This window comes from Phreatobacter sp. GW821-FHT04C01 (assembly GCF_059420385.1).
Window position 1 is genome coordinate 794107 of sequence record NZ_JBWKTP010000002.1, and the last position, 20272, is coordinate 814378.

Annotated in this window: 21 protein-coding genes and 1 tRNA gene; 11 read left to right on the top strand and 11 right to left on the bottom strand. The window is 66.1% G+C overall.

Translation table 11 applies throughout. The annotated features are described in order from the left end of the window. Nucleotides 1-349: 349 nt before the first annotated feature. Entirely contained in the window at nucleotides 350-1651 is a 1302-nt protein-coding gene (locus AC07WJ_RS10770; protein WP_494934559.1) for a patatin-like phospholipase family protein, read from the bottom strand. 426 nt (nucleotides 1652-2077) lie between these two features. On the opposite strand from AC07WJ_RS10770, the gene AC07WJ_RS10775 reads away from it, so the two are divergent. The 5 genes from AC07WJ_RS10775 (at nucleotide 2078) to AC07WJ_RS10795 (ending at nucleotide 5669) form a co-directional block, all read left to right on the top strand. Next, nucleotides 2078-3355, top strand: a complete 1278-nt coding sequence (locus AC07WJ_RS10775) for an amidohydrolase family protein (RefSeq protein WP_494934560.1) — start codon at nucleotides 2078-2080, stop codon at nucleotides 3353-3355. A 147-nt stretch (nucleotides 3356-3502) separates the two neighbouring features. Then, entirely contained in the window at nucleotides 3503-3793 is a 291-nt protein-coding gene (locus tag AC07WJ_RS10780; RefSeq protein ID WP_494934561.1) for an HlyU family transcriptional regulator, read from the top strand. 379 nt (nucleotides 3794-4172) lie between these two features. Next, complete coding sequence (locus AC07WJ_RS10785; RefSeq protein WP_494934562.1) at nucleotides 4173-4784, top strand: hypothetical protein; 612 nt, start codon at nucleotides 4173-4175, stop codon at nucleotides 4782-4784. Between the two features lie 121 nt (nucleotides 4785-4905). Further along, nucleotides 4906-5313, top strand: coding sequence for an acyl-CoA thioesterase (locus tag AC07WJ_RS10790; RefSeq protein WP_494934563.1), 408 nt, complete (start codon nucleotides 4906-4908; stop codon nucleotides 5311-5313). A gap of 2 nt (nucleotides 5314-5315) precedes the next feature. Continuing rightward, nucleotides 5316-5669, top strand: coding sequence for a hypothetical protein (locus AC07WJ_RS10795; RefSeq protein WP_494934564.1), 354 nt, complete (start codon nucleotides 5316-5318; stop codon nucleotides 5667-5669). Here the strand turns inward: AC07WJ_RS10795 and AC07WJ_RS10800 are convergent. Beyond that, nucleotides 5558-6148, bottom strand: a complete 591-nt coding sequence (locus tag AC07WJ_RS10800) for a GNAT family N-acetyltransferase (RefSeq protein ID WP_494934565.1) — start codon at nucleotides 6146-6148, stop codon at nucleotides 5558-5560. The genes AC07WJ_RS10795 and AC07WJ_RS10800 overlap by 112 nt on opposite strands. 173 nt (nucleotides 6149-6321) lie before the next feature. On the opposite strand from AC07WJ_RS10800, the gene AC07WJ_RS10805 reads away from it, so the two are divergent. Beyond that, nucleotides 6322-6915, top strand: coding sequence for a TetR family transcriptional regulator C-terminal domain-containing protein (locus AC07WJ_RS10805; RefSeq protein WP_494934566.1), 594 nt, complete (start codon nucleotides 6322-6324; stop codon nucleotides 6913-6915). Nucleotides 6916-6943: 28 nt separating this feature from the next. On the opposite strand, the gene AC07WJ_RS10810 is transcribed toward AC07WJ_RS10805, so the two are convergent. Continuing rightward, the gene (locus AC07WJ_RS10810) at nucleotides 6944-7558 is read right to left on the bottom strand and encodes a TIGR02466 family protein (RefSeq protein ID WP_494934567.1); all 615 of its coding nucleotides are present in this window, start codon (nucleotides 7556-7558) and stop codon (nucleotides 6944-6946) included. Nucleotides 7559-7768: 210 nt separating this feature from the next. Here AC07WJ_RS10810 and AC07WJ_RS10815 point away from each other — a divergent pair, with 210 nt between their 5' ends. Next, on the top strand, nucleotides 7769-9553 hold the full coding sequence (locus AC07WJ_RS10815) for an ABC transporter ATP-binding protein (RefSeq protein WP_494934568.1): 1785 nt from the start codon (nucleotides 7769-7771) through the stop codon (nucleotides 9551-9553). 88 nt (nucleotides 9554-9641) lie between these two features. Here the strand turns inward: AC07WJ_RS10815 and AC07WJ_RS10820 are convergent, their stop codons facing one another. Together AC07WJ_RS10820 and AC07WJ_RS10825 are read right to left on the bottom strand one after the other, a co-directional pair. Next, nucleotides 9642-10115 (bottom strand): VOC family protein, encoded by a 474-nt coding sequence (locus tag AC07WJ_RS10820; RefSeq protein WP_494934569.1) that lies wholly within the window; start codon nucleotides 10113-10115, stop codon nucleotides 9642-9644. 38 nt (nucleotides 10116-10153) lie between these two features. Then, nucleotides 10154-10885: an SIMPL domain-containing protein gene (locus AC07WJ_RS10825; protein ID WP_494934570.1), complete on the bottom strand. Its 732-nt coding sequence runs from the start codon at nucleotides 10883-10885 to the stop codon at nucleotides 10154-10156. A 282-nt stretch (nucleotides 10886-11167) separates the two neighbouring features. On the opposite strand from AC07WJ_RS10825, the gene AC07WJ_RS10830 reads away from it, so the two are divergent. Together AC07WJ_RS10830 and AC07WJ_RS10835 are read left to right on the top strand one after the other, a co-directional pair. Continuing rightward, on the top strand, nucleotides 11168-11938 hold the full coding sequence (locus AC07WJ_RS10830; RefSeq protein WP_494934571.1) for an outer membrane protein: 771 nt from the start codon (nucleotides 11168-11170) through the stop codon (nucleotides 11936-11938). Between the two features lie 292 nt (nucleotides 11939-12230). Next, nucleotides 12231-12306, top strand: a tRNA-Ile gene (locus AC07WJ_RS10835). Nucleotides 12307-12583: 277 nt separating this feature from the next. Here AC07WJ_RS10835 and AC07WJ_RS10840 read toward each other — a convergent pair. From AC07WJ_RS10840 to AC07WJ_RS10850, 3 genes are all read right to left on the bottom strand, one after another. After that, complete coding sequence (locus AC07WJ_RS10840; RefSeq protein ID WP_494934572.1) at nucleotides 12584-12874, bottom strand: hypothetical protein; 291 nt, start codon at nucleotides 12872-12874, stop codon at nucleotides 12584-12586. Beyond that, nucleotides 12871-14367, bottom strand: a complete 1497-nt coding sequence (locus AC07WJ_RS10845) for a methyl-accepting chemotaxis protein (RefSeq protein WP_494934769.1) — start codon at nucleotides 14365-14367, stop codon at nucleotides 12871-12873. The genes AC07WJ_RS10840 and AC07WJ_RS10845 overlap by 4 nt, the downstream gene beginning before the upstream one ends. Nucleotides 14368-14452: 85 nt before the next feature. Further along, nucleotides 14453-15781, bottom strand: a complete 1329-nt coding sequence (locus AC07WJ_RS10850; protein WP_494934573.1) for a TadE/TadG family type IV pilus assembly protein — start codon at nucleotides 15779-15781, stop codon at nucleotides 14453-14455. A gap of 795 nt (nucleotides 15782-16576) precedes the next feature. Here AC07WJ_RS10850 and AC07WJ_RS10855 point away from each other — a divergent pair. Then, on the top strand, nucleotides 16577-17008 hold the full coding sequence (locus tag AC07WJ_RS10855; RefSeq protein WP_494934574.1) for a helix-turn-helix domain-containing protein: 432 nt from the start codon (nucleotides 16577-16579) through the stop codon (nucleotides 17006-17008). Between the two features lie 148 nt (nucleotides 17009-17156). Here AC07WJ_RS10855 and AC07WJ_RS10860 read toward each other — a convergent pair whose 3' ends face one another. From AC07WJ_RS10860 to AC07WJ_RS10870, 3 genes are all read right to left on the bottom strand, one after another. After that, nucleotides 17157-18140, bottom strand: a complete 984-nt coding sequence (locus AC07WJ_RS10860; protein WP_494934575.1) for a Bug family tripartite tricarboxylate transporter substrate binding protein — start codon at nucleotides 18138-18140, stop codon at nucleotides 17157-17159. A gap of 119 nt (nucleotides 18141-18259) precedes the next feature. Then, nucleotides 18260-18916 (bottom strand): hypothetical protein, encoded by a 657-nt coding sequence (locus AC07WJ_RS10865; RefSeq protein ID WP_494934576.1) that lies wholly within the window; start codon nucleotides 18914-18916, stop codon nucleotides 18260-18262. Then, nucleotides 18913-19245 carry an NIPSNAP family protein gene (locus AC07WJ_RS10870; RefSeq protein ID WP_494934577.1) on the bottom strand — a complete coding sequence of 111 codons (333 nt, stop codon included), beginning with the start codon at nucleotides 19243-19245 and terminating at the stop codon, nucleotides 18913-18915. The genes AC07WJ_RS10865 and AC07WJ_RS10870 overlap by 4 nt, the downstream gene beginning before the upstream one ends. 9 nt (nucleotides 19246-19254) lie before the next feature. Here AC07WJ_RS10870 and AC07WJ_RS10875 point away from each other — a divergent pair, with 9 nt between their 5' ends. After that, complete coding sequence (locus AC07WJ_RS10875; protein WP_494934578.1) at nucleotides 19255-20271, top strand: helix-turn-helix domain-containing protein; 1017 nt, start codon at nucleotides 19255-19257, stop codon at nucleotides 20269-20271. Nucleotide 20272: the final 1 nt, after the last annotated feature.

The window sequence follows — 20272 nt, forward strand, 5'->3', positions numbered from 1 at the left end:
GTCGGCTCCATGGACGGAAGGCGCGCGGCTCAGGCCGGGCGCGCCATTCGATCAGGGAAGAAGAGCCGCGATCGGCGGCTCGGCTCACGAAGACCTTTTGAGGGCAGGCCGGTCCTGCGCGGACCGGCGGGTCACCGACCTAACGAGATCGGGCCACAAGGTCAGGGATGAAGAGCAGAGGCATTGGCAACATGCAGATCTCCCTGGTTCGAGGTGCCGACGTGAGATTGCCTGAATAACAGGCAAAGCCGCCGCGGACAACCGGGCAAAGCGAACGCGATGTCGCAGTGTGGCTTTTCGGTCATCGTGGATCAGCGGGCCGGATCGCCGGCCATGCCGCGCGACGCCGTCACCGCGGCCTGGCCGCCTGCCTCCGCAGGGCGTCGCGCACGGTCGCGAGCCCACCCGAGGGGGGCGGCGGGGCGGTCGCCAGGACGGGGGTCGCCGGCGCGCCCGTCATCCAGGCGCCGGAAAGTCCGGCTTGATAACCGGTCTCGAACAGCCGGCGCATATAGGCCCTGTCGAATTCCGACGCGGGCCTGAAATGGAAGTCCGGCGGAATGGCCGTGTAGACCAGCCGGGCGTGCCCGATCTGCGCCAGGCGCTCCAACCGGTTGAGATCGGCGACCCCCTGATATTTCGCCAAGGTGTCGATCGAACGCCGGGCCACCGCCAGGGTGTTTTCCTGGGTCACGTCATAGGCCGGTTGCAGCCGGCCGTTGCGGATCACGTAGAGGATCCTCGTCCTGACCCGTCCGAACGTGGCCTGTTCGTAGTCGGCCAGCCGGACCTGCGGCGGCGCGAAAAAGACCTGGGCCACGACGCCGCCGTCGACGTGAAGCTCGTCGTAATGGCGCCCGTCATCGGCCAGGACATTGATGTGGACCGGCGGAAAGATCGCGGGAATGGCCGTCGAGGCGAGCAGGATATCGACGACCAGATCGCGGCGATCCGGCCGGGCGCTGGCCGAGATCGCGGAAAGATCCCAGATCACCGGCCGCTGGGCGTCGATATTGGTCGTCTGGACCAGCAGGCGCCGGCCCAGGCGATATTCGGCGGCGATCGCATCGAGCACAGGCTCGGTCATGTAGTGCCGGATGAGGCCGCGCAGCGGCGCCGGATCATAGAGCCCATTGCCGGCGAGCCCGAGCACCCCACGGTCGGTGAAAATATCCCGGTCGCCATAGGCGGTATAGATCTGGGTGAGCTGCGGATCATAGGCCGGCCCCAGGAAGGCGAATGGCGCGGCCAGTGCCCCGGTGCTGACACCGGTGACGACTTCGAAGGCCGGGCGATCTCCCCGCCTGCTCCATCCGGTGAGCACCCCGGCGGCGAAGGCGCCGTCCGCGCCGCCTCCCGAGATGGCGAGGAAGTCGGCCTTGCCGGTGGATCCGACGCGGATGCCCGCCCGTGCCGCCGCCCTGACCTGCTGGTATTGCGCGGTAATCGCCGCCCGGATCTCGGGGGTTACCTCGTCGCCCCAGGCCCGGGCGTTGCGCAGGCCGTCGAGACGGGCGGACGACAGCAATCCTTCGGGCATCACGGCGCGTGGCGCGGCGGTTACGCAGCCGGCCTGGAGCGCCGCGGCCGCAAGGCCCAAGGCCGCCCACATCGCCCGGATCGTCCGGCCTCTGCCTGGCACATCACGCATGCCGCTCTCCCGGTCGAGAGTTACAGCACCGAATGGCGGGCGCTGCTCGCGTGTCCCGCCGCTTGCCGGGACATATGGGGGCGCTCGGCCGGATCGGCTAGCCGGACGCGGCATGGCGCTGACGCGGGCCTTGCCCATCGACGGGAAAGCCGGGGCCCCTCAGGCGATCCGGTCCGCCCTGGCCGGCACGGAGGTGTCTTCGCACCGAGCGCGCCGCCAAGGGGAATGCCGCGCGGGCGGCGGGCATTGGCCCGGCCCGGTGCTCATCCCGGCCATGCCGTCCGCATCATTGCCTGGCGGCCGAGCCCGGCGCATGCTCGCCCGGCGCGATCATTGAGCCGTCCCTTGGAACAAGCCGGACGACGAGCCGGCACCCGAGCGATGCGATCGCCAGAGGGAAACGTCGTTCGGGATCGGGGGCAGGCCATGGGCCGGATATCGCGTCGTGCTTTCGTGCAGACAGCCGTTGCTGCTGGCGCCTTCGCCGCCGGACCGGCACGGGCGGCCATGGGGCCGAACGACAAGTTCGACCTGGTGATCAAGGGCGGCGAAGTGATCGACCCGAGCCAGTCGCTGCGTGGCAAGCGCGACATCGGCATTCGCTTCGGCGTGGTCGAGGCGGTGGAGGCCGAGATCCCGGCGGCGCGGACGAGCCGGGTGATCGATGCCTCGGGCAAGCTGGTGACGCCGGGCCTCGTCGACCTGCACGCCCATGTCTTCCCTTATGGCTCGGCGATCGGCATTCCCGCCGACGAATTGGTGCCGCACCAATGCACCACCACGGTGGTTTCGGCGGGCGATGCCGGCGCCAACAATATCGCGGCGCTCAGGCGCTTCATCGTGGCGCAGACGCGCACCCGCATCCACGCCTTCATTCACATCGCCAATATGGGGCTTTCGGCCTTCCCGGTGCCGGAGCTCTACAATATCGATTTCGCCCAGGTCGATGCCTGCGCCATGGCGATCGCCGAGAATCCGGATTTCGTGCTGGGCACCAAGGTCAGGATGTCCGAGAACGTCATCGCCAGGAACGGCCTGGAGCCGCTGAAGCGGGCGATCCTGGCCTGCGAGCGCTCGGGCCGCCCGGCCAAGATGATGGTCCATATCGGCGGGGTCGAGACGCCCGCGCTGATGACCGGGATCCTCGACCTGCTGCGTCCGGGCGACGTCCTGACCCATGCCTTTTCGGGTGCCCCCAACATTGCCGGGGCCTTCACCAATATCGTCCAGGACGGCCGGATCCTGCCGGCGGCGCTCGAGGCCAAAAGGCGCGGCGTGGTCTTCGATGTCGGCCATGGCGGCGGTTCGTTCGATTTCACCGTCTGCGAGGCGGCGATCCGCCAGGGCTGCCCGCCCGACACCATCTCGTCCGACATTCACGTCTGGTCCGGCAACACGCCGGGCATGCCGTTCCTGCCCTGGGTGATGAGCAAGTTCCTCACCCTCGGCTATACGCTCGAGCAGGTCGTCGCCATGGCGACCGCCGCGCCGGCACGGGTCATCGACGTGAGCAGCAAGGTCGGCACGCTGGCGGTCGGCGCGCCGGGTGACGTCGCGATCATGGAGCTGGTCGAGGGGCCGGTTTCCTTCGTCGACACCCGCAACAACAGCCGCACCGGCCAGGCCTTTCTCAAGCCGCTACAGACGGTGATCAACGGCGTGCCCTTCGGCCGGCCCTATCAGCCGCCGTTCTCGGTCCGCTGATCTCGGCGGCCCGCACGATCCCCGGCCATTGCCAGGGTGCGGATCTGCCGCGGGGATTTCGCCGGCGGCCGATTTCACTTGGCCGCGGTCCGCGCTATTTTGCCGGGAACCGTCAATGTCGACGATACCATCAGTCCGGGTGCTGCCATGTCCTTCCTCAAATCCCTGTTCGGCCGCCGCGCCGCGAGCGAAGAGGCCAAGGCGCCCGATCCGGCCCATGCGATGGAGCATAAGGGCTTCGTCATCCGGGCGGCGCCGTTCAAGAACGAGGGCCAGTTCCAGACCGCCGGCACGATCGAGAAGGAGATCGACGGCGTCAGGCAGGAGCACAAGTTCCTGCGCGCCGACCGCCATGCCAGCTTCGAGGACGCGGTCGCCTTCACGCTGCGCAAGGGTTGCCAGATCATCGACGAGCAGGGCGAGAAGGTGTTTCGCTAGGGGGCGAATGGCGAATGGCGAGTGGGGGCGCCGAGCGCCGCGTATCAACCCTCGCCCGCGCCTTCGTGGGAGAGGGGGGCGACGGAGCCGCCGGGTGAGGGTGGTTGCGTCGGCGCAAGACGTGCATTCCGCCTCGAATTGATCGGCAGCCCCCTTCAAACCCTCATCGGGCGCCTCATAGCATCGAGCGAACGCGAGATGCGTTCGCACTCGCTATGCGGCGCCACCGTCCCTAGCGGGCGAGGGTTTACACGCGCTGCGCATCTCGCTTCATCCCCATTCCCCATTCCCCATTCGCCATTCGCTCACGCGCTCGTGTCCGGCGCTGCCTGCGATGGCGGGATAGCCTTGCGCTCCCGTTCCCGGCGAGGCTTTGGCCATGATGCTCGACAGGCGTGCCGTTCTCTCGATCCTCGCGGCGCTCGGCGCCGCGCCCGCGGCCTGGGCCCAGGCCGCGCCGCCGATGCGCATTCGCGGCCGGATCGTCGCGTTCGAAGGTTCAATGCTGACGGTGACCGGCCGTGACGGCGCGCGGCTGGAGATCAGGCTCGCCGATGCGGCGACGGTCGGCGCGCTGCGCCGCATGGAGCTCTCCGCCATCGCGCCCGGCAGTTTCATCGGCACGGCGGCGGAGCCCGGGCCCGACGGCCAGTTGCAGGCGCTCGAAGTGCTGGTCTTCCCCGAGGCCCTGCGCGGCACCGGCGAGGGCCACTATCCCTGGGATCTCGCTCCCAACAGCAGCATGACCAATGCCACCGTCGAGGCGGTGGTGACCAAGACCGCCGGGCGCGACCTGAACCTGGTGTTCCAGGGCCGCACGGTCGTCGTCCACGTGCCGCCGACCGTGCCGGTGGTCACGCCGATCCCGGCCTCGCGCGCCGATCTGGTGCCGGGCGCCGCGGTGTTCCTGTCGGCGACCCGCGATAGCGAGGGCAAGCTGTCCGCCGCGCGGGTGACGGTCGAGAAGGACGGAGTCGCGCCGCCGATGTGACGATGGCGACCCGCGGCGAGACGCGGCGGCCCGGCGACCGGGGCCGGCCGGCCGAATTGCCAAGCCTGCGAATCCCTGCCTCACTGCGGCGCCGTTGTCCCGTGCGGAAGTCCTGAAACCGATGCCTCATCCGATCCTGACCACAGACGGCCAGCCGCGTGGCGAACTCACCGTGCGCATCAGCACCATGCCGGCCGATACCAATGCCAATGGCGATATTTTCGGCGGCTGGGTGATGGCGCGCATGGACCAGGCCGGCGGCATGGCCGGTGTCGACCGTGCCCAGGGCCGGGTCGTGACCATTGCCGTCGAAGCCATGACCTTCATTCGGCCGATGCGGGTCGGCGACATCCTGGAAGTCTATACCGAGGTGTTCCATGTCGGCCGCACCTCGATGAAGATCCATATCGAGGCCTGGGCGCAGCGCTTCCGCACCAATATCCGCGAGAAGGTGACGGAGGCGACTTTCGCCTTCGTCGCCATCGACGAGGATGGCCGGCCGCGGCCGGTGCCGCCGCTGCCGGAATGACCATGTATTACGAGCGCCGCCACGAGCCGCTGGCGCCGCGCCGCGTCTTTCTGTCGCGGGTGGTGCGTGCCTGCCTCATCGCGCTGGCGCTGATCGTGGCGATGATGCTGGTCGGCATGGCCGGCTATGCCTTGCTCGAGGGCATGAACGCGGTCGACGCCTTCGTCAACGCGGCGATGATCCTGTCCGGGATGGGGCCGATGGGCGAGCTCAAGACCTCCGCCGGCAAGATCTTCGCCGGCTTTTACGCGCTGGCGTCGGGCCTGGTCATCGTGGCGGCGACCGGCCTGGTGCTGGCGCCGCTGTTCCACCGCTGGCTGCACGCCTTCCATATCGACGACAACAAGGGCAAGTGAGAGCCCGTCAGGGCCTTGCAGGGCCTTGCAGGGCCGGCATCGGCGTCTGGTACGCGCCGCATGTCGACGACCTCCAGGGGCCGGCCCTCGTCGTCCGCCGGCTTGCGTGCCGTTTCGACAAAACCGCAGCGGCGATAGAAAGCCAGGGCCTTGGCGTTGTCGGCATAGACGCTGACGGTCAGCGGTCCCAGGCGCGCGCCGGCGTGCGCGATCAGCGCCCGGCCGAACCCGGACCCATGGGCCCGCGGATCGACGAACAGGCCGCCGATGAAGCTGTCGATCAGGCCGATAAAGGCTTGCGCCCGTCCGTCGATCTCGGCGACCCAATTGTCCGCCATCGGCAAATAGATGTCGCGGACCTTGGCCTGCTGCTCGCTGAGCGTCGCCTCGCCGAGGAAGCCATGGCCGACCCGCGAGGCATCGAGCCAGATGTCGAGGAGGCGGTCCCGGTCGGCGGGCTGATAGGGGCGGATCTGCACGGCAAGTCTCCTCGAGGCGTTGCGGCCGTCACGGCTTTGTGCCGCGTCGAGGCGGCGACGCCAGCGGCAACCAAAGGCCGGGGTGGCCAGTGGTCGCGATTAAATTGAGCATCTGTTCAAATTGGACATATGCTCAGAATTGTGATTGGTCAAGCCGGGTTGGAGGAGGGGCGATGGCCTATCTGAACCGTGTCGATCGCCGCGCCACGATCCTGGAAGCCGCCATCGCCGTGATGCTGCGCGACGGTTTCGCGCCGCTGACCACGCGCGCGGTCGCCGCCGAGCTCGGAGCAGCCAACGGCATCATCCATCACCACTTCGCGTCGGCCCAGGCCCTGCGCCGCGAGGCCTTCGCGCGCTTCTATGAGACCGAATGCGCCGGCTTCGACGCGCGTTGCCGGGATCTGCCGGCCGCCGAGGTGCTGCGGCTGTTTCTGGCCGACCCGCTCACCGATACCGAAAGGCGGATGCGTCTGTGGGTCGGAGCCTGGAACGAGGCGCAACACGACGCGGAATTCGCTGTCGTCTATGCCGCCGCCCTGCGCGACAGCCATCGGCGCCTGGCGACGCTGATCGGGGCCTGCGCACCGGCCGGTGAGGCGGGCGCCGGGGTCGATGCCGCTGCCGTGGCCTGGCGCCTGCAGGCGATCGGCCTCGGGCTTGCCTGCATTGCCGCGACGCCGGCCGGCCTGCTCACGCCGGAGGCCTTCCGCAAACTCATGGCCGACGCGGTGCGCGGCGAGCTCGGGATCGAACTCGTGCCGTGAGCCGCGGTTCCGCCGAGGCTCGCCGCGGTCAGCCCCAGTTGTAGTTGAAGCTGATGCTGATCCGCTCGTCCTCGGCGCGGTTCACCGGAACCTCGTGACGCAGGAAGCTCTCCCACAGCAGCACCGTGCCCGGCTGCGGCTCGACCGAGACGAAGGCCTGCAGCTCGCGTGGCGCCGATTTCTTGCGCGGGGGCGCCGCCATCATCATGGCATGGCGCGGGTCTTCCAGCTTCAGCGCGGCCGCGCCCTTGGGCATGGTGACGTAATAGGTGCCGGAAATGACGCTGTGCGGATGGATATGGGCGGAGTGGAAGCCGCCCTCGGGCAGGACGTTCACCCACAGGCTGTCCAGCGTCAGCTTCTTGCCGGAGAGATCGAAGGCCAGGTCCTTGGCGAAGGCCGCGACATGGCGGTCGAGCTGCTTGGCGAGCGCCTTGAATACCGGAAAGCGCCAGGGCAGGTCGTTCAGCGAGGCGTAGCTGGTATAACCGGGATAGTCGTGCTTGGCGCACCAGCGGATTCCGGCCGTGTCGTCCAAGGCGAGCGACCGGCAGGCCTGTTCCAGCTCATCGGCGAAGCCGTCCTGAGCGTCGATCTCGGCGCGATAGAGCTTGGTGACGAAAAGTGTTTCGAGTGTCGGCATGGGCGGGTTGTGACATTGCCCGTGGCTCGCCGCAAGCCGGCTCGATGCCGCCATCGTGATCACGCGGAAATGACTTGGCCGGCCTTGGTGCGGATCTCGCATTCGTCCAGATACATCTGGAAAAGCGGCCGACCTTGGTCTTGCGGGACAAACCTGTTATTCGCGCACAAACATCGCCATTATAACCAGTCACATGAGCGCCGCCCCCCGATGAGGCTTTCAAGCCTGTTCCTGAAATCCGATGCCCAGCGCGGCGAGACCTTGAAGCGTCTCGTAGCGGAAAGCCTGCATGCCTATGCCTGGCGCTATGTCCTGGCCTTCATCGCCATGGCGGTCGTGGCGGCCTGTACGGCGCTGTCCGCCTGGATCATGCGCGACCTGATCAACGGCGTGTTCCAGAACCGCGATTTCGGCCTGGCTGTCTGGTTCGGCATCACCGTCTTCTCGGTGTTCCTGATCAAGGGGGTGGCCGCCTATGCGTCGAACGTCATCCTGTCGCGCATCGGCAATGCCATCGTCGCGGCCCAGCAGACCCGGATCTTCCGCCACCTGCTCGGCCAGGGCGTCGACTTCTACCAGCAGCATGCCTCAGCCGACCTGGTCACCCGCGTCACCCACAATGCCCAGGCGGCCCGCGACGTCTTGCAGAACATCGTCACGACGGTCGGACGCGACCTCCTGACGGTGGTCGGCCTGATCGGCGTCATGCTCTGGTCCGATCCGCTCATGTTCGTCGTCTCGGGCCTGGTCATGCCGTTTGCCGTGCTCGGCGTGAACCGGCTGCGCCGGCGGGTCCGGCGGCTCGCCAACAGCGAGTTCGCCTCGCTCTCCTCCATGGTCGGTGTGGTCCAGGAAACCGTCCAGGGCGTGCGCATCGTCAAGTCCTTCGGCATGGAGGACAGGATGCAGAGCCGCATGGACGCGACCATCGATGCGGTGCGCCAGCGCGCCGACAAGATCGCCACCCTCGGCGCGCGCACCGCGCCGCTGATGGAGACGCTCGGCGGCCTGGCGATCGCCGCGGCCATCGTCTACGGCGCCTGGCGGGTCATTCACCAGGGCGTCGATGCCGGCTCCTTCTTCGCTTTCATTACCGCGCTGCTGCTCGCCTATGATCCGGCCAAGCGGCTCGCCCGCCTCGGCGTCGAGGTCGAGAAGGGGCTGGTCGGCGTCCGCCTGATGTACGAGCTGCTCGACACCGAGCCGACACTGACCGAAAAGCCCGATGCCGGCGCGCTCGCCATCAAGGCGGGAACCGTCGCCTTCGAAGGCGTGACCTTCGGCTATCGCGACAACGAGCCGGTGCTGAAGGACCTGTCCTTCGTGGCGGCCGGCGGCAAGATGACCGCGCTGGTCGGCCCTTCGGGCGGTGGCAAGTCGACGGTCATCGCCCTGGTGCAGCGCTTCTTCGACGTGCGCCTCGGCCGCGTCCTGGTCGACGGCCAGGACGTGCGCGACGTGACCTTCTCGTCGCTGCGTGGCCACATGGCCTTTGTCAGCCAGGACGTCTTCCTGTTCCAGGGCACGGTGCGTGAGAATATCGCGGTCGGCCGGCCCGGCGCCAGCGAAGAGGACATCGTCGCCGCGGCCCGGGCAGCGCATGCCCACGACTTCATCCTGGATCTGCCGGAAGGCTACCAGACGCTGGTCGGAGAGCATGGCCAGGGCCTGTCCGGCGGCCAGCGCCAGCGCGTCGCCATTGCCCGCGCCATCCTGAAGAACGCGCCGATCATGCTGCTCGACGAGGCGACCTCGGCGCTCGATTCGGAGAGCGAATACGAGGTGCAGCGGGCGCTCGACGAATTGATGACCGGGCGCACCTCTCTGGTCATCGCGCACCGGCTGTCCACCGTCATGCGCGCCGACAAGATCCTGGTGGTCGATGGCGGCCGGGTGGTCGAGACCGGCACCCATGCCGAGCTGATCGCGCGCAACGGGCTCTACGCCCACTATGTCTCGATCCAGTTCGGCGACCGCAGCGCCGCGGCCGAATAGGCCACGGCGCGTTTCGTCATTCGCCCGAGCGCCGCAAGGACCGGTGCCAAGCGTCGGCACGCTCCGTGATCGCCTCGACGGATGAGCGTCAGCCGCGCCGCGCCGCGGTGATCGCGGCGACGTCGATCTTGGTCATGCCCATCATCGCTTCAAATGCGCGCTTTGCCTCATCGCCGCCGATCGCCATTGCCTCGGACAGCACGCGCGGCGTGATCTGCCAGGAGACACCCCATTTGTCTTTGCACCAGCCGCAGGCACTCTCCTGGCCGCCATTGCCGACGATGGCGTTCCAGTAACGGTCGGTCTCGTTCTGATCGTCGGTGGCGATCTGGAACGAGAAGGCTTCGCTCTGCTTGAACGCGGGGCCGCCGTTGAGGCCGAGACAAGGGATGCCGGCAACGGTGAATTCGACCGTCAGCACGTCGCCCTGCTTGCCGGACGGGTAGTCGCTGGGGGCGCGGTGGATGGCACCCACCGCGCTGTCGGGAAAGGTCGCGGCGTAGAAACGGGCCGCAGCCTCGGCATCCTTGTCGTACCAGATGCAAATCGTGTTCTTCGCCATGACCTGTCCTTTCACCTCGAAGCCGAAATCCGGCCGTCCTAGTCGACCAGTTCCCAGGTCACCGTCACCGACATCTGGAAGTTCTGGTCACCGGTCGCCACCGGCACCGCATCGGAGCGCGCGGCGGCGGCCGCCATGCGCGGCATGGGGCGGGGCGGGGCGGCCCCCTGTTCCTCGATATGCATGACACGGCCGATGCGGGCGCCGGCGGCGGCCGCCAGGATGCCGGCCTTGCGCTTGGCGTCGGCAATGGCCGCGGCGCGCGCCTCGTCGACCTTCTTCGACCAGTCCGAGACGGTCAGTTCCAGGCCGTCGACCTGGTTGGCGCCGGCGGTGACCATGCGGTCGAGCACGTCGCCGAGCTTGGCGAGATCGCGGACGCGAATGGTCAGCTGGTGGCCCGCGGTATAGCCGACGACGCGCGGCCGGTTGGTGTTCTGCTGGTATTCGATGGTCGGCCGGAGCGACAGCGCCGAGGTCGTGACGTCGCGCTCCTCGATGCCGACCTCGCGCAGCGCCTGCTGGACGGCGCGCATGACGCGCGAATTGCCTTCCATGGCCTCGCGCGCGGTGCGCGACTGGATCTGCGTGCCGCCGGTGACCACGGCGAGATCGGGGCTTGCTCCCGCCTGACCTTCGCCCTGCAGGGTGATCGAGCGCGTCGGTGCCGGCGCGGTTGCGGCCTGCTGGGCAAGCGCCGGCTGGGCGAGCGTCACCAGGCCGCTCAGCGAGATGGCGAGCGCGCGGCTGGCGCGGGAGGGAAGCGACATGGAGACCTGTTCCTTGTTCTTGACGTCATCGGGCGGTGATCGCGGGCCCGAGGCCCACAATCGCCGGGAGTGAGGATAGCACCATCCGACCATGCCGGCGGCACGGCCGATTTGCAGCGATTTCGCGGCATCCGTGTGGGGATGGATCCAGGCTGTGTTGTATCAGCGCAACAGTTGCAGGAACGCACGTGCGGCGTTGCGCGCGCGCCACAATTCAGAAACATGACGGACCTCCTGTAACGTCATCCAGTGCGGCAGATCAGAGTTTCGGGAGGGTTCGACATGAAACGCATTGTTCTCGCAGGCGTCGCTTCGGTCCTGATGGCATCGGCAGCGCATTCGGCCGATCTCGGCATGCAGCGGGTCGCCGTTCCCGCGGCGATCATCGTCCAGTCCTATGATTGGACGGGCTTCTACATCGGCGCCCACGCCGGATATGGCTGGGGAACGGCCAATTACGGCTTCAATACCAGCGGGCACTACAACAACGCGATCGGCGACAGGTTCAGCCATTCGACTAGCGGGTTCCTCGGCGGCGGCCAGCTCGGCTATAACTGGCAATCGGGCAATCTGGTCCTGGGTCTGGAGGGCTCGCTGACCTGGTCCGACGTCCGTCGGACCAATGTCGTCAGCCCGTTCTTCCCCACCTCCGATCGTTTCACCGGCAGCGTCGGCTGGCTCGGCACGGTCACCCCGCGCATCGGCTTCGCCGCCAATAGCTGGCTGTTCTATGCCAAGGGTGGCCTCGCTTTCGGCCAGGTCCGCACCCGCATCCAGGATAATTTCGACTTCACGGCAGCCTCTTCCACCCGTCTCGGCTGGACGGTGGGTCTCGGCGCCGAATACGCCATCAATCAGAATTGGAGCGTTGGTCTCGAGGCCAATTATTACGATTTCGGATCGTTCCGGGTCAGCCAGGAATCGACCTCGCTTGGCGGCGGCCCGGCCGGTGTGTTCAGCGACCACAACGTCAAGACCACCATGTGGTCGGCGCTGGCGCGCGTGAACTACCGCTTCTCGACCGGCGGCGGCGCGATTTCGGCGCGCTACTGACCGCGACATCGGCCGCTGGCCTCATCGACATGGCAATGACAGGCCGCCCCAGGGTGGCCTGTTTCGCGTCCGGCGCCCGGAAGACAGGTGCCGGCGTGACGGCGGCCGAACGAAGCAGACCAGCGGCTTGTGAACAGCCGGTCTTCCGGGGCCGCCCAGCGGCCCCTGCCAGTTGTCGGGCCCTGGCGGCTCGGCTATTGCTGTGGCGCCTGCCGATCCCCGCCACTTGCCGTGGCGATCCGGGATCCAACGGCATCCGGGGAAGGCGCGAGACTTTGGCTGAAATCCGGAAGGGCCTGTAGCTCAATGGTTAGAGCCGACCGCTCATAACGGTCTGGTTGCAGGTTCGAGTCCTGCCGGGCCCACCAACTCGCCGTCGCTGCTTCTCACCATCGCGACGCCGGCCGCGATCCGCGACTGATCGGCTGGTCCGATTGCCGCGCTTGCGCAAAGCCTTCCTCGGCGATGAGGCGTCCGCCCGCCGGCAACCGGGACGATCCGCGCATGCGGTGCGACGGAATCTGTCGACATCGCCATCCTTGATGCCGCGCCGGCGCGCCGGTCTTGTCCGACCGGGGCCTCATGAACCGAGCCGCCTGGCGGATCCGATGCCGCCAGACGCCTGCCGATCGGGGCGACCCTTCGTTATTTCCGCGCGACCCGATCCAGCAAGAATGCCACCAGGATATTGTTCGCGGAAAATGCGGCAACCGACGACCGCATGATATCGATGCCGATGGCCGCTTTTGTTTTTTCATCCAGGTTCGATCTCAGCACGAGCGTGTTCACCGACTGGAACTGATCGATGAGCCGGCTGAATGCGCTCAACAGTTCGTCGCTATGGACGCCCTCCGGATGGGGCGTTCGCGTCGGGTGCAACGCGACGATGCTCGCCGTGGCCGATCGGGTTCTTCCCCTCGAGGTCGCGTCGGTCATGCGATGGACCGCGAGGCTTCACGCACCTTGCGCGCCGCCACGTCGATGTCGGCGGATGACTGGGCTATGGCCCCCATATTGGCGGAAATCGCCGCCACGCCGTCGGCGGCGACGCGCATATTCGTCGACATTTCCGCGGTCACCGAGCTCTGCTCCTCGACGGCGGCGGCGATGGCGCTCGCAATGTTGCTGATGGTCGAGATGGTGGTGGAGATCGAGCCGATCGCGGTGACGGCATTGCCGGTCGATGCCTGGACGGACGCGATCTGCGCGCCGATCTCTTCGGTCGCCTTTGACGTCTGCGTCGCCAGGCTCTTCACTTCCGACGCGACGACGGCGAAACCCTTGCCCGCCTCTCCGGCGCGCGCAGCCTCGATGGTCGCGTTCAGGGCGAGCAGATTGGTCTGCGCGGCAATGCTGTTGATCAATTGGACGACATCGCCGATGCGCTGGGCCGAGGCCGACAATCCGGCCACGATATCGTTTGTCCAGGTCGCCTCCTGCACCGCCTTGCTGGTGACCTCCCGGGAATAGATCACCTGGCGGCCGATCTCGGCCACGGAAGACGACAGCTCCTCCGCGCCCGCCGCGACGGCCTGCACATTGACCGAGGTCTGTTGTGAGGCGGCCGCCGCTTCGGTCGCCTCGTGGGTGGCGCTCGAAACCGCCTCGGCAATATTCGTCAGATCGAGGTCGATGGCTTTTTGAATGGTTTGACGGCGGCCCTGTTCGACGATTGCCGCGGTGACGTCGGTCGCGAACTTCACCACCTTGAACGGCCGTCCGGCCATGTCGAAAATCGGATTATAGGTGGCCTGAATCCAAACCTCGCGGCCATCCTTGCCGATGCGCCGGTACTGGCCGGCCTGGAACTCGCCACGCCCGAGCGCCGCCCAGAAATCACGATAGGCGACGGTATCGCGGTCTTCCGCCGCGACAAAAATCCGATGATGCCGGCCGGTGATCTCATCCAGGCGATAGCCAAGCGCCGAGAGGAAGTTTCCGTTGGCGTCCAGGACGCTTCCCTCGAGGTCGAACGAGATCACGGCCTGAGCCTTGTGGATGGCCGCGAGCTGCCCGTGCGTGTCCGCATTCCTCAGCTTTTGCGCGGTGATGTCGGTGGCGATCTTGACGATCCGCTCGACGCGATTTCCCACGTAGCGGACAGGGTTGTACGAGGCCTGGATCCAGACATCCTCTCCCTCGCGCGTTACCCTGCGAAATTCGCCCGCCTGATATTGCCCGCGTCTCAGCTCCTCCCAGAACCGAAGGTAGTCGGGCGCGTTCCGGTCGGATTCATGCACAAAAATGCGATGGTGCTTGCCCAGGATTTCGGCGGCCTCGTAGCCGGTCAGAGCCAGAAAATTATGATTTGCTCCGATCACCGTTCCATCCGGGGCGAATGAAATCATCGCCTGGCTCTGGCCAAACGCCGCGAGCGTGCCGGCCGCCTGCCCATTGGGCCGCACGAACGAACGTAATTTTCCAAACATGCCCACGTGTGTCTCTCCTCGTTTCGTTGAACGTTGCAAGTGCCGTCCGAAACACCCGACCCGGCGAATGCTTCGGCCCTCGGGTTCATGAGGTCAGGCGCACCAGGGCGATCACCTTCTGGAACAGCGCGATCATCGCCTCCTCGATGCCCTGCGTCGGGGTAACCTCGAAGAAGAAGCCCGGCGAAGCGCATGCCCGCATCTTTGCCGACATGCCGGGGCGAAACGTTTCCATCTTGAGCCTGTCGTAGGTCTCATCCCCGATCAGGGGCATGTAGGTGGTATAGAGAACGGCCACGGTGACACCCCGTTGCTTCAATGCATTGCATTCCTTCGGATCAATTGGCTCGACGCAGCGGTTGGCTTCGCGCATGACTTCAAGGCAAATGGCCTGATAGCCGCGATCGACATTGGTCATGCCGTCGGACACAAAAAACAGGACCTTTTGGGCGGTCGCGCTCGTCTGCCCGTCGCCGGCAACCGGAATTCTGCTCGACATCAGTTGCAGGACCTTGCGGTGGTCGGTGCAGCGCGTGTTCGCAGTTGTCGTCGTCGGCGTCGTCATCAGTTGCACCGCCTCGGCAGCGGATCGCGCAGCACCGAGATTGACCGTCAGCGGCGAGACTTCGTTGAGCTGGGCGGGTGAACAGCGCTGGCCATAGTCGTAGATGGCGGCCCGGAACTGATCGGGGATGAGCGCCGTCGCGGCAGCCGTGTCCAACAGGCGCTGGGTGGCGCGTCGCGCGACGTCGACGCGGGTCGCGATGCCGTTATTGCGAGCGAGAGCCAGGCGGTCCTCCTGCGGCTGATGGCACGCGAAGGCGCAGTTGGGGAAGGTTCTGCTCTTCGCGGTGAGGAGCCGCATTCTGTCGATGCCGGCCTGCGTGGCGGCCAGGCCCATGGACGGCGTGTTGTCCAGCAGGAGATAGAAATCGATGAAAACCGGCCGGCGGCTGGCAGCCGTCGATCGTCCGGCAATTCGCATGGTCGAGACGCTTGCGAGCTGCATGAAGACTGTCTCGATGACAGCCTCGTAGGTCAGTGTTGCCTCGCGCTGGCCATCCTTGTCAGTAATGGCGACCTTGATAGCCGTCACCCTGGCATCGAGGCTCGTCTTTTGCTGGGCTTGAAAAGTCCGAATTGCGGCGGCCTCTGCCGCCGCCGTCGGCGCGTTGAATTGCTCTGTCCGCACGGCCGCGAGCACCGCGGTGTCGGCGATGCCGTCCAAATGGGCTTTTGCGGCCGCCCAGCGGGAATAATCGACGGCAGCACCGACGCACAGCATGATTGCGAGTGCGGAAAAGCCGAAGATCACCGCAATGGTCCCGTCGTCTCGTACGCCGAACTCGTGGAATCGGCGGCCAAAAGGAACCAGGCTGCGCAGGGTGGCGGTTTTTTCCCCGTCCTTCCACATCCCATCCATCCTTTCGATGCGCAAAGGCGCGCGATCCGAGCGCGACTTGCCGCTGCGAAATGCAAGTGAATACGTGCCGCACGTGCCTTGCAGTTCCGGCGAATGAGTTGATTTATTTGGATAATGGTTGTTAATTTTCAGTTAATCTGCGAATTGGATTAAATAGACTTGTTCGATTTCTCGCCTGAATACATATTTCAATACTTATTCTCGTGAGGAGTGTGTGCGTTAAATATTATCGGATGCCCGCCGCGCCGGACGCTCGTGCGACGAAGGGGCCGCGACGAAACGGCTGCTGAAACCGCGATTTGGCCAATGGCGAGAAAAAGGTGCGATGGGACGCGCAGACCGCCGGGATCTCATCGGCAGGTCGCGCAAGGGGCGGGTCCTGGCTCGCGGCCTCCCCGATGAGCCGGATTGTCCCGCCGCGTCGGACGGTATGAGGAACCAGCCTCGGGGGGCTTCAGAAGAGATGCCCGGCAGCGCGCAATTTCCGGACGATAGTTCGGTTGTTCGAACGATTATTCAATACGATCCGGTCAGTGCGTGAGACCGTCGGCCAATGGGGCGCTGAATTGAGCGATCCGTGCGGTTCGATCGCTTGAATTTTCGAAACCGCGCCTGTGCCACGTTGCGTACGCCCGATCGAAGGGTCCGATCGGCGGGAAGAGTGTCATCGCTGCCTTGCGCGCAACCGAGGCTGCCCGAAACCGGCACATCGTATCGCGCGTGGGCGTTTCTCCATTGTGCAGCGACGGTCTCCGCTTGACCGCCGCAACAACTAGATGTTGTTCCATGAGCAAGGCAGTTCTCGACCGGACGCATCGGGTCGACGTCCACATCGGCCATCATATTCGCCTTGTCCGCCAGATGCGCAGAATGACGCAGAGCCAACTGGCGGCGCATATCGATCTGACATTTCAGCAAGTGCAGAAATACGAGCGCGGCAGCAACCGGGTCTCGGCGTCGACGCTTGTGCTCATCGCGGAGGCCCTCGCTGTTCCCGTGAGCGATTTCTTCAACGGATTGCGATCCTATGATGTTGTCGGCGCGACCAAAAAGGCCACCTTGTCGGCTGAAGGATGGGAGGTTGCGGCAATCGTTACCAGCATGACACGGGGAGGATTTCGGCGGCGCCTGCTGTCCGTTGCGCGTGAAATGGCTGCGGCCGACAGCGAACTGAACAATGTGCCGGCGCCCCCGCGGGACGCTATGGCTCTGGATTGACGCTGGCGGCCTTGCGGCATGCCGGAGAGAAAGCGCCTCCAGCGTCGCCACCTTTCATCCGGCGGCGGCCACCGCCCCCTGCGCGGGGACGGGCTTGGTCGGAGCGCGAGGCGGCTTCATCGGTCCATGCCGCAATTCCCGTCGCCACTCACTCGGGCTTGATGTTGTTGGCGCGGATGATGTCGCCCCACTTCTTCGCCTCGGCGTTCATGAATACGCGCAGTTCCGCAGGCGTCGAGGTTGCCGGCTCCGCGCCGACCTCGACGATGCGCCGGCGTGTCGCCGGATCGGACATGGCCTTCATGTAGGCGGCATGCAGGCGCGCGATCATCGGTGCCGGCGTGTTCTTCGGCGCCAGCATGGCGAACCAGCCATAGGCCTCGTAGCCGCTCATGCCGACCTCGGCGACCGTCGGGACGCTGGGGAGAACCTCGGAGCGCTTGTTGGCGGTGATCGCCAGCGGCCTGAGCTGTCCGCCCTGGATCTGGCCGAGCACATTCGGGATGAGCTGGAAGCTCACCTGCAGCTGGCCGCCGACCAGATCGCTCACGAGTTGTCCCGTCACGCGATAGGGCACGTGGGTCATCCGCGTGCCCGTGACCTGCTCGAAATAGGCCGCGGCCAGGTGCTGCGAACTGCCATTGCCGATGCTGCCATAGTTCAGCGTGCCCGGCGCCCGCTTCGCCGCCGCGATCAGGTCAGAGACCGACCGCACCGGCTGGTTGGAATTGACCACGATGACATTGGGAAGGGTTGCGATCAGCGAGATCGGCTCGAAGTCGGTCAGCGGGTCGTAGCCGATATTGGGGAAGAGCGACTGGTTGACCGCCAGGGGGCCGGAGGCCGAGACGAGGATGGTGTAGCCGTCCGGCTCGGCGCGGGCGACGGCCGCCGTCCCCAGGTTTCCGCTCGCGCCGGCCTGGTTCTCGACCACGAAACGGTGGCCGAGGTCGTCGGCCATGGTTTCGAGGACAATGCGGCCGACGATGTCCGACGCGCTGCCTGCCGCGAAGGGCACGATCACGCGGATCGGGCGTTCCGGATAGGCGGCCTGCGCCTTCGCGGCCGTGCCGGCGAGGCAGGCGGCGATCATCGCCATGCCGGCGAGAGCGATCCTCGGTTGGATGAGCATGACATTTCCTCCTGTGTCGTCTTGTTGTTTGGCGAGCCGGCCGGCCAGGACGATGGCGCGGTCGCGTTCGCCCTGCCGCATGCCCGGCATGCGCGGTTTCGGTGCAGCGTGGGCAGGTGTCAGATGTCGATCAACTGGTCGACGAAACCCTTGTAGACCTGCGATTTCGGCTTCTCGCGATCCTCGGCATTGACATAGGCGATCGAGCTGCGCCCGAGCAGTGCCGCCGGCAGCACCATCACCCTGATGAACCGGCTGGCGCGGTCTGCCGCCTGGGCGAAGACCGGATCGGGACCGCTCTCGAACCAGGCGGCGCCGGGCCCATAGCTCGCCGAATGACCCAGTGCGTCGATCCTGATCCCGCCGTCGATCAGGCAGCGGATGCCGGGCCCCTGATGCGTGTGGAGATAGGCGCAGCCGCCGGGCGGAAAGGACACGCTGTCGGCGCGGATCAGGACACGGTCGGCGACGGGCCAGGCGATCTTCTGGCGCAGCTTCTCGCGCGTGACGCCGTCGCGCGGCGCCAGGACCAGGGCAGGGGCCGCTTCCGGCGCCAGTTCAAAGCGCCAGACCGTCGCCCCGCACGCCGCCGCCGTCAGCTCCGCGGCGCGCGAGACGCCGATGGCATGATCGTCGCGGATCCTGGCATCGCCGGAAGCAATCTCACCATGAACGACGTAGCAGATCCGGTGCACGCCGTCGTTCGGCAGCGCGAGTCGGCCGCCCGCCGCGATGACATCCTCGACAAGTCTCAGTTCCATGGCGGGAGTGGTCATGCGGTGGCCTCGTCGATCGGATTCGGAGAGAAGGGCGCGGGGATCAGGAGCTTGTTCTCCTGGTTCACCACCCAGGGGCGGACCTTGGCCACATAGGCCTGCCAGCCGGCATCGGCCGCGAGTCTGTGTCGCCGTGCCTCGCGGTCGGCGAGATCGCGATAGGCCCACAGATGCACGATCTGATTCAGTTGCCCGAACTCCGTCGAGAAATAGCCGACCATCGTTCCGAGTATTTCCCGCTGGATGGCCAGTCCTTCCGTTTCGTACATTTTGAGATAGGCGGGGACTTTCCCCGCCATCAACGTATAGATTCTTTCCTCGACGATCATGCTGGCACGGTGTCTCCGCCTTGTAGACATCACGGCGATGCTCCTTGCTGGAGGACTGGCATCGCTTTTCGGCAGGGATCGTACAGGCCCATCGCCGCGGCGGCTTACCGCCATGTCCGGCGACTTACCTTTTCGTCCGATTTAGTGGAGGATAGGGCCGAAGCTTGCCCCATGAGCGCGAGCACGGGAGGAAAGATGACCGGCGTTCTCGGCGTCCATCAGGGGCTTTTCGGTCGTGTCGCCCTGTTCCGGACCAATCAGCCCGTTCATGTCCATGCCCACCCGCATGTCCATGCGCTCATCAAGGTGGAGGGGCAGGACGGTGCCTATGAGGTCGACGGGGCACTCTGCCCGATCACCGACGACCGGATGGTGCTGATCAATCCGTGGGTTCCGCATGCCAATTGGCGGGATGTGAACGATCCGCCGATCACCATCCTCGCGCTCTATGTCGAAGCCGGCTGGCTCGTCCGCGGCGGCCGCGGCACGATCGCGCGGCGGCCTTTCAATCGGCAGTCGGCGAGCGTCGACCCGCGGATGCGGGCCATCGTCGGCAAGATCGCGGCCACGATCACCGACGCCACCACGCCGACCGCGGACGTGGAGCTGGAAGCCGATATCCTCGGCCTGCTGCAGCAGGTTCTCACCGCGAACTCCTCGGCCGAGCTTGCGCCGATCGCCGCGCGCCCGGTCGATCATCGCATCAGAAAGGCGATCAACCTGATGCGCGCCGAGCCGAGCAAGCCGCAGAGCCTGGACAGCCTCGCCCAATCGGTCGGCCTGTCGCGTTCGCGTTTCTTCGAGCAGTTCAGCGCCAGCACGGGCATGACGCCAAGCGTCTACAACGATACCCTTCGTGTCGAATATGCGATCGAGCAATTGATCGGCAGCGATCGGCCGGCGAGCGATATCGCGTTGGACCTGGGCTTCTCCGCGCCGGGGCATTTTTCCCGCTTCTTCAAAAGCAAGATCGGCTTCACCCCGCGCGAATACCGCCGGGTCGCGCATGACGCATTCCCGGATTGAA

Excerpts from the sequence above, each read along its gene's own strand:
- AC07WJ_RS10865 (WP_494934576.1), bottom strand. The coding sequence starts at position 18,916 with ATGACCACTCCCGCCATGGAACTGAGACTTGTCGAGGATGTCATCGCG.
- AC07WJ_RS10785 (WP_494934562.1), top strand. The coding sequence starts at position 4,173 with ATGATGCTCGACAGGCGTGCCGTTCTCTCGATCCTCGCGGCGCTCGGC.
- AC07WJ_RS10840 (WP_494934572.1), bottom strand. The coding sequence starts at position 12,874 with ATGACCGACGCGACCTCGAGGGGAAGAACCCGATCGGCCACGGCGAGC.
- AC07WJ_RS10815 (WP_494934568.1), top strand. The coding sequence starts at position 7,769 with ATGAGGCTTTCAAGCCTGTTCCTGAAATCCGATGCCCAGCGCGGCGAG.
- AC07WJ_RS10770 (WP_494934559.1), bottom strand. The coding sequence starts at position 1,651 with ATGCGTGATGTGCCAGGCAGAGGCCGGACGATCCGGGCGATGTGGGCG.
- AC07WJ_RS10790 (WP_494934563.1), top strand. The coding sequence starts at position 4,906 with ATGCCTCATCCGATCCTGACCACAGACGGCCAGCCGCGTGGCGAACTC.
- AC07WJ_RS10870 (WP_494934577.1), bottom strand. The coding sequence starts at position 19,245 with ATGATCGTCGAGGAAAGAATCTATACGTTGATGGCGGGGAAAGTCCCC.
- AC07WJ_RS10845 (WP_494934769.1), bottom strand. The coding sequence starts at position 14,367 with ATGTTTGGAAAATTACGTTCGTTCGTGCGGCCCAATGGGCAGGCGGCC.
- AC07WJ_RS10830 (WP_494934571.1), top strand. The coding sequence starts at position 11,168 with ATGAAACGCATTGTTCTCGCAGGCGTCGCTTCGGTCCTGATGGCATCG.
- AC07WJ_RS10780 (WP_494934561.1), top strand. The coding sequence starts at position 3,503 with ATGTCCTTCCTCAAATCCCTGTTCGGCCGCCGCGCCGCGAGCGAAGAG.
- AC07WJ_RS10775 (WP_494934560.1), top strand. The coding sequence starts at position 2,078 with ATGGGCCGGATATCGCGTCGTGCTTTCGTGCAGACAGCCGTTGCTGCT.
- AC07WJ_RS10825 (WP_494934570.1), bottom strand. The coding sequence starts at position 10,885 with ATGTCGCTTCCCTCCCGCGCCAGCCGCGCGCTCGCCATCTCGCTGAGC.
- AC07WJ_RS10810 (WP_494934567.1), bottom strand. The coding sequence starts at position 7,558 with ATGCCGACACTCGAAACACTTTTCGTCACCAAGCTCTATCGCGCCGAG.
- AC07WJ_RS10855 (WP_494934574.1), top strand. The coding sequence starts at position 16,577 with ATGAGCAAGGCAGTTCTCGACCGGACGCATCGGGTCGACGTCCACATC.
- AC07WJ_RS10805 (WP_494934566.1), top strand. The coding sequence starts at position 6,322 with ATGGCCTATCTGAACCGTGTCGATCGCCGCGCCACGATCCTGGAAGCC.
- AC07WJ_RS10795 (WP_494934564.1), top strand. The coding sequence starts at position 5,316 with ATGTATTACGAGCGCCGCCACGAGCCGCTGGCGCCGCGCCGCGTCTTT.
- AC07WJ_RS10820 (WP_494934569.1), bottom strand. The coding sequence starts at position 10,115 with ATGGCGAAGAACACGATTTGCATCTGGTACGACAAGGATGCCGAGGCT.
- AC07WJ_RS10850 (WP_494934573.1), bottom strand. The coding sequence starts at position 15,781 with ATGTGGAAGGACGGGGAAAAAACCGCCACCCTGCGCAGCCTGGTTCCT.
- AC07WJ_RS10860 (WP_494934575.1), bottom strand. The coding sequence starts at position 18,140 with ATGCTCATCCAACCGAGGATCGCTCTCGCCGGCATGGCGATGATCGCC.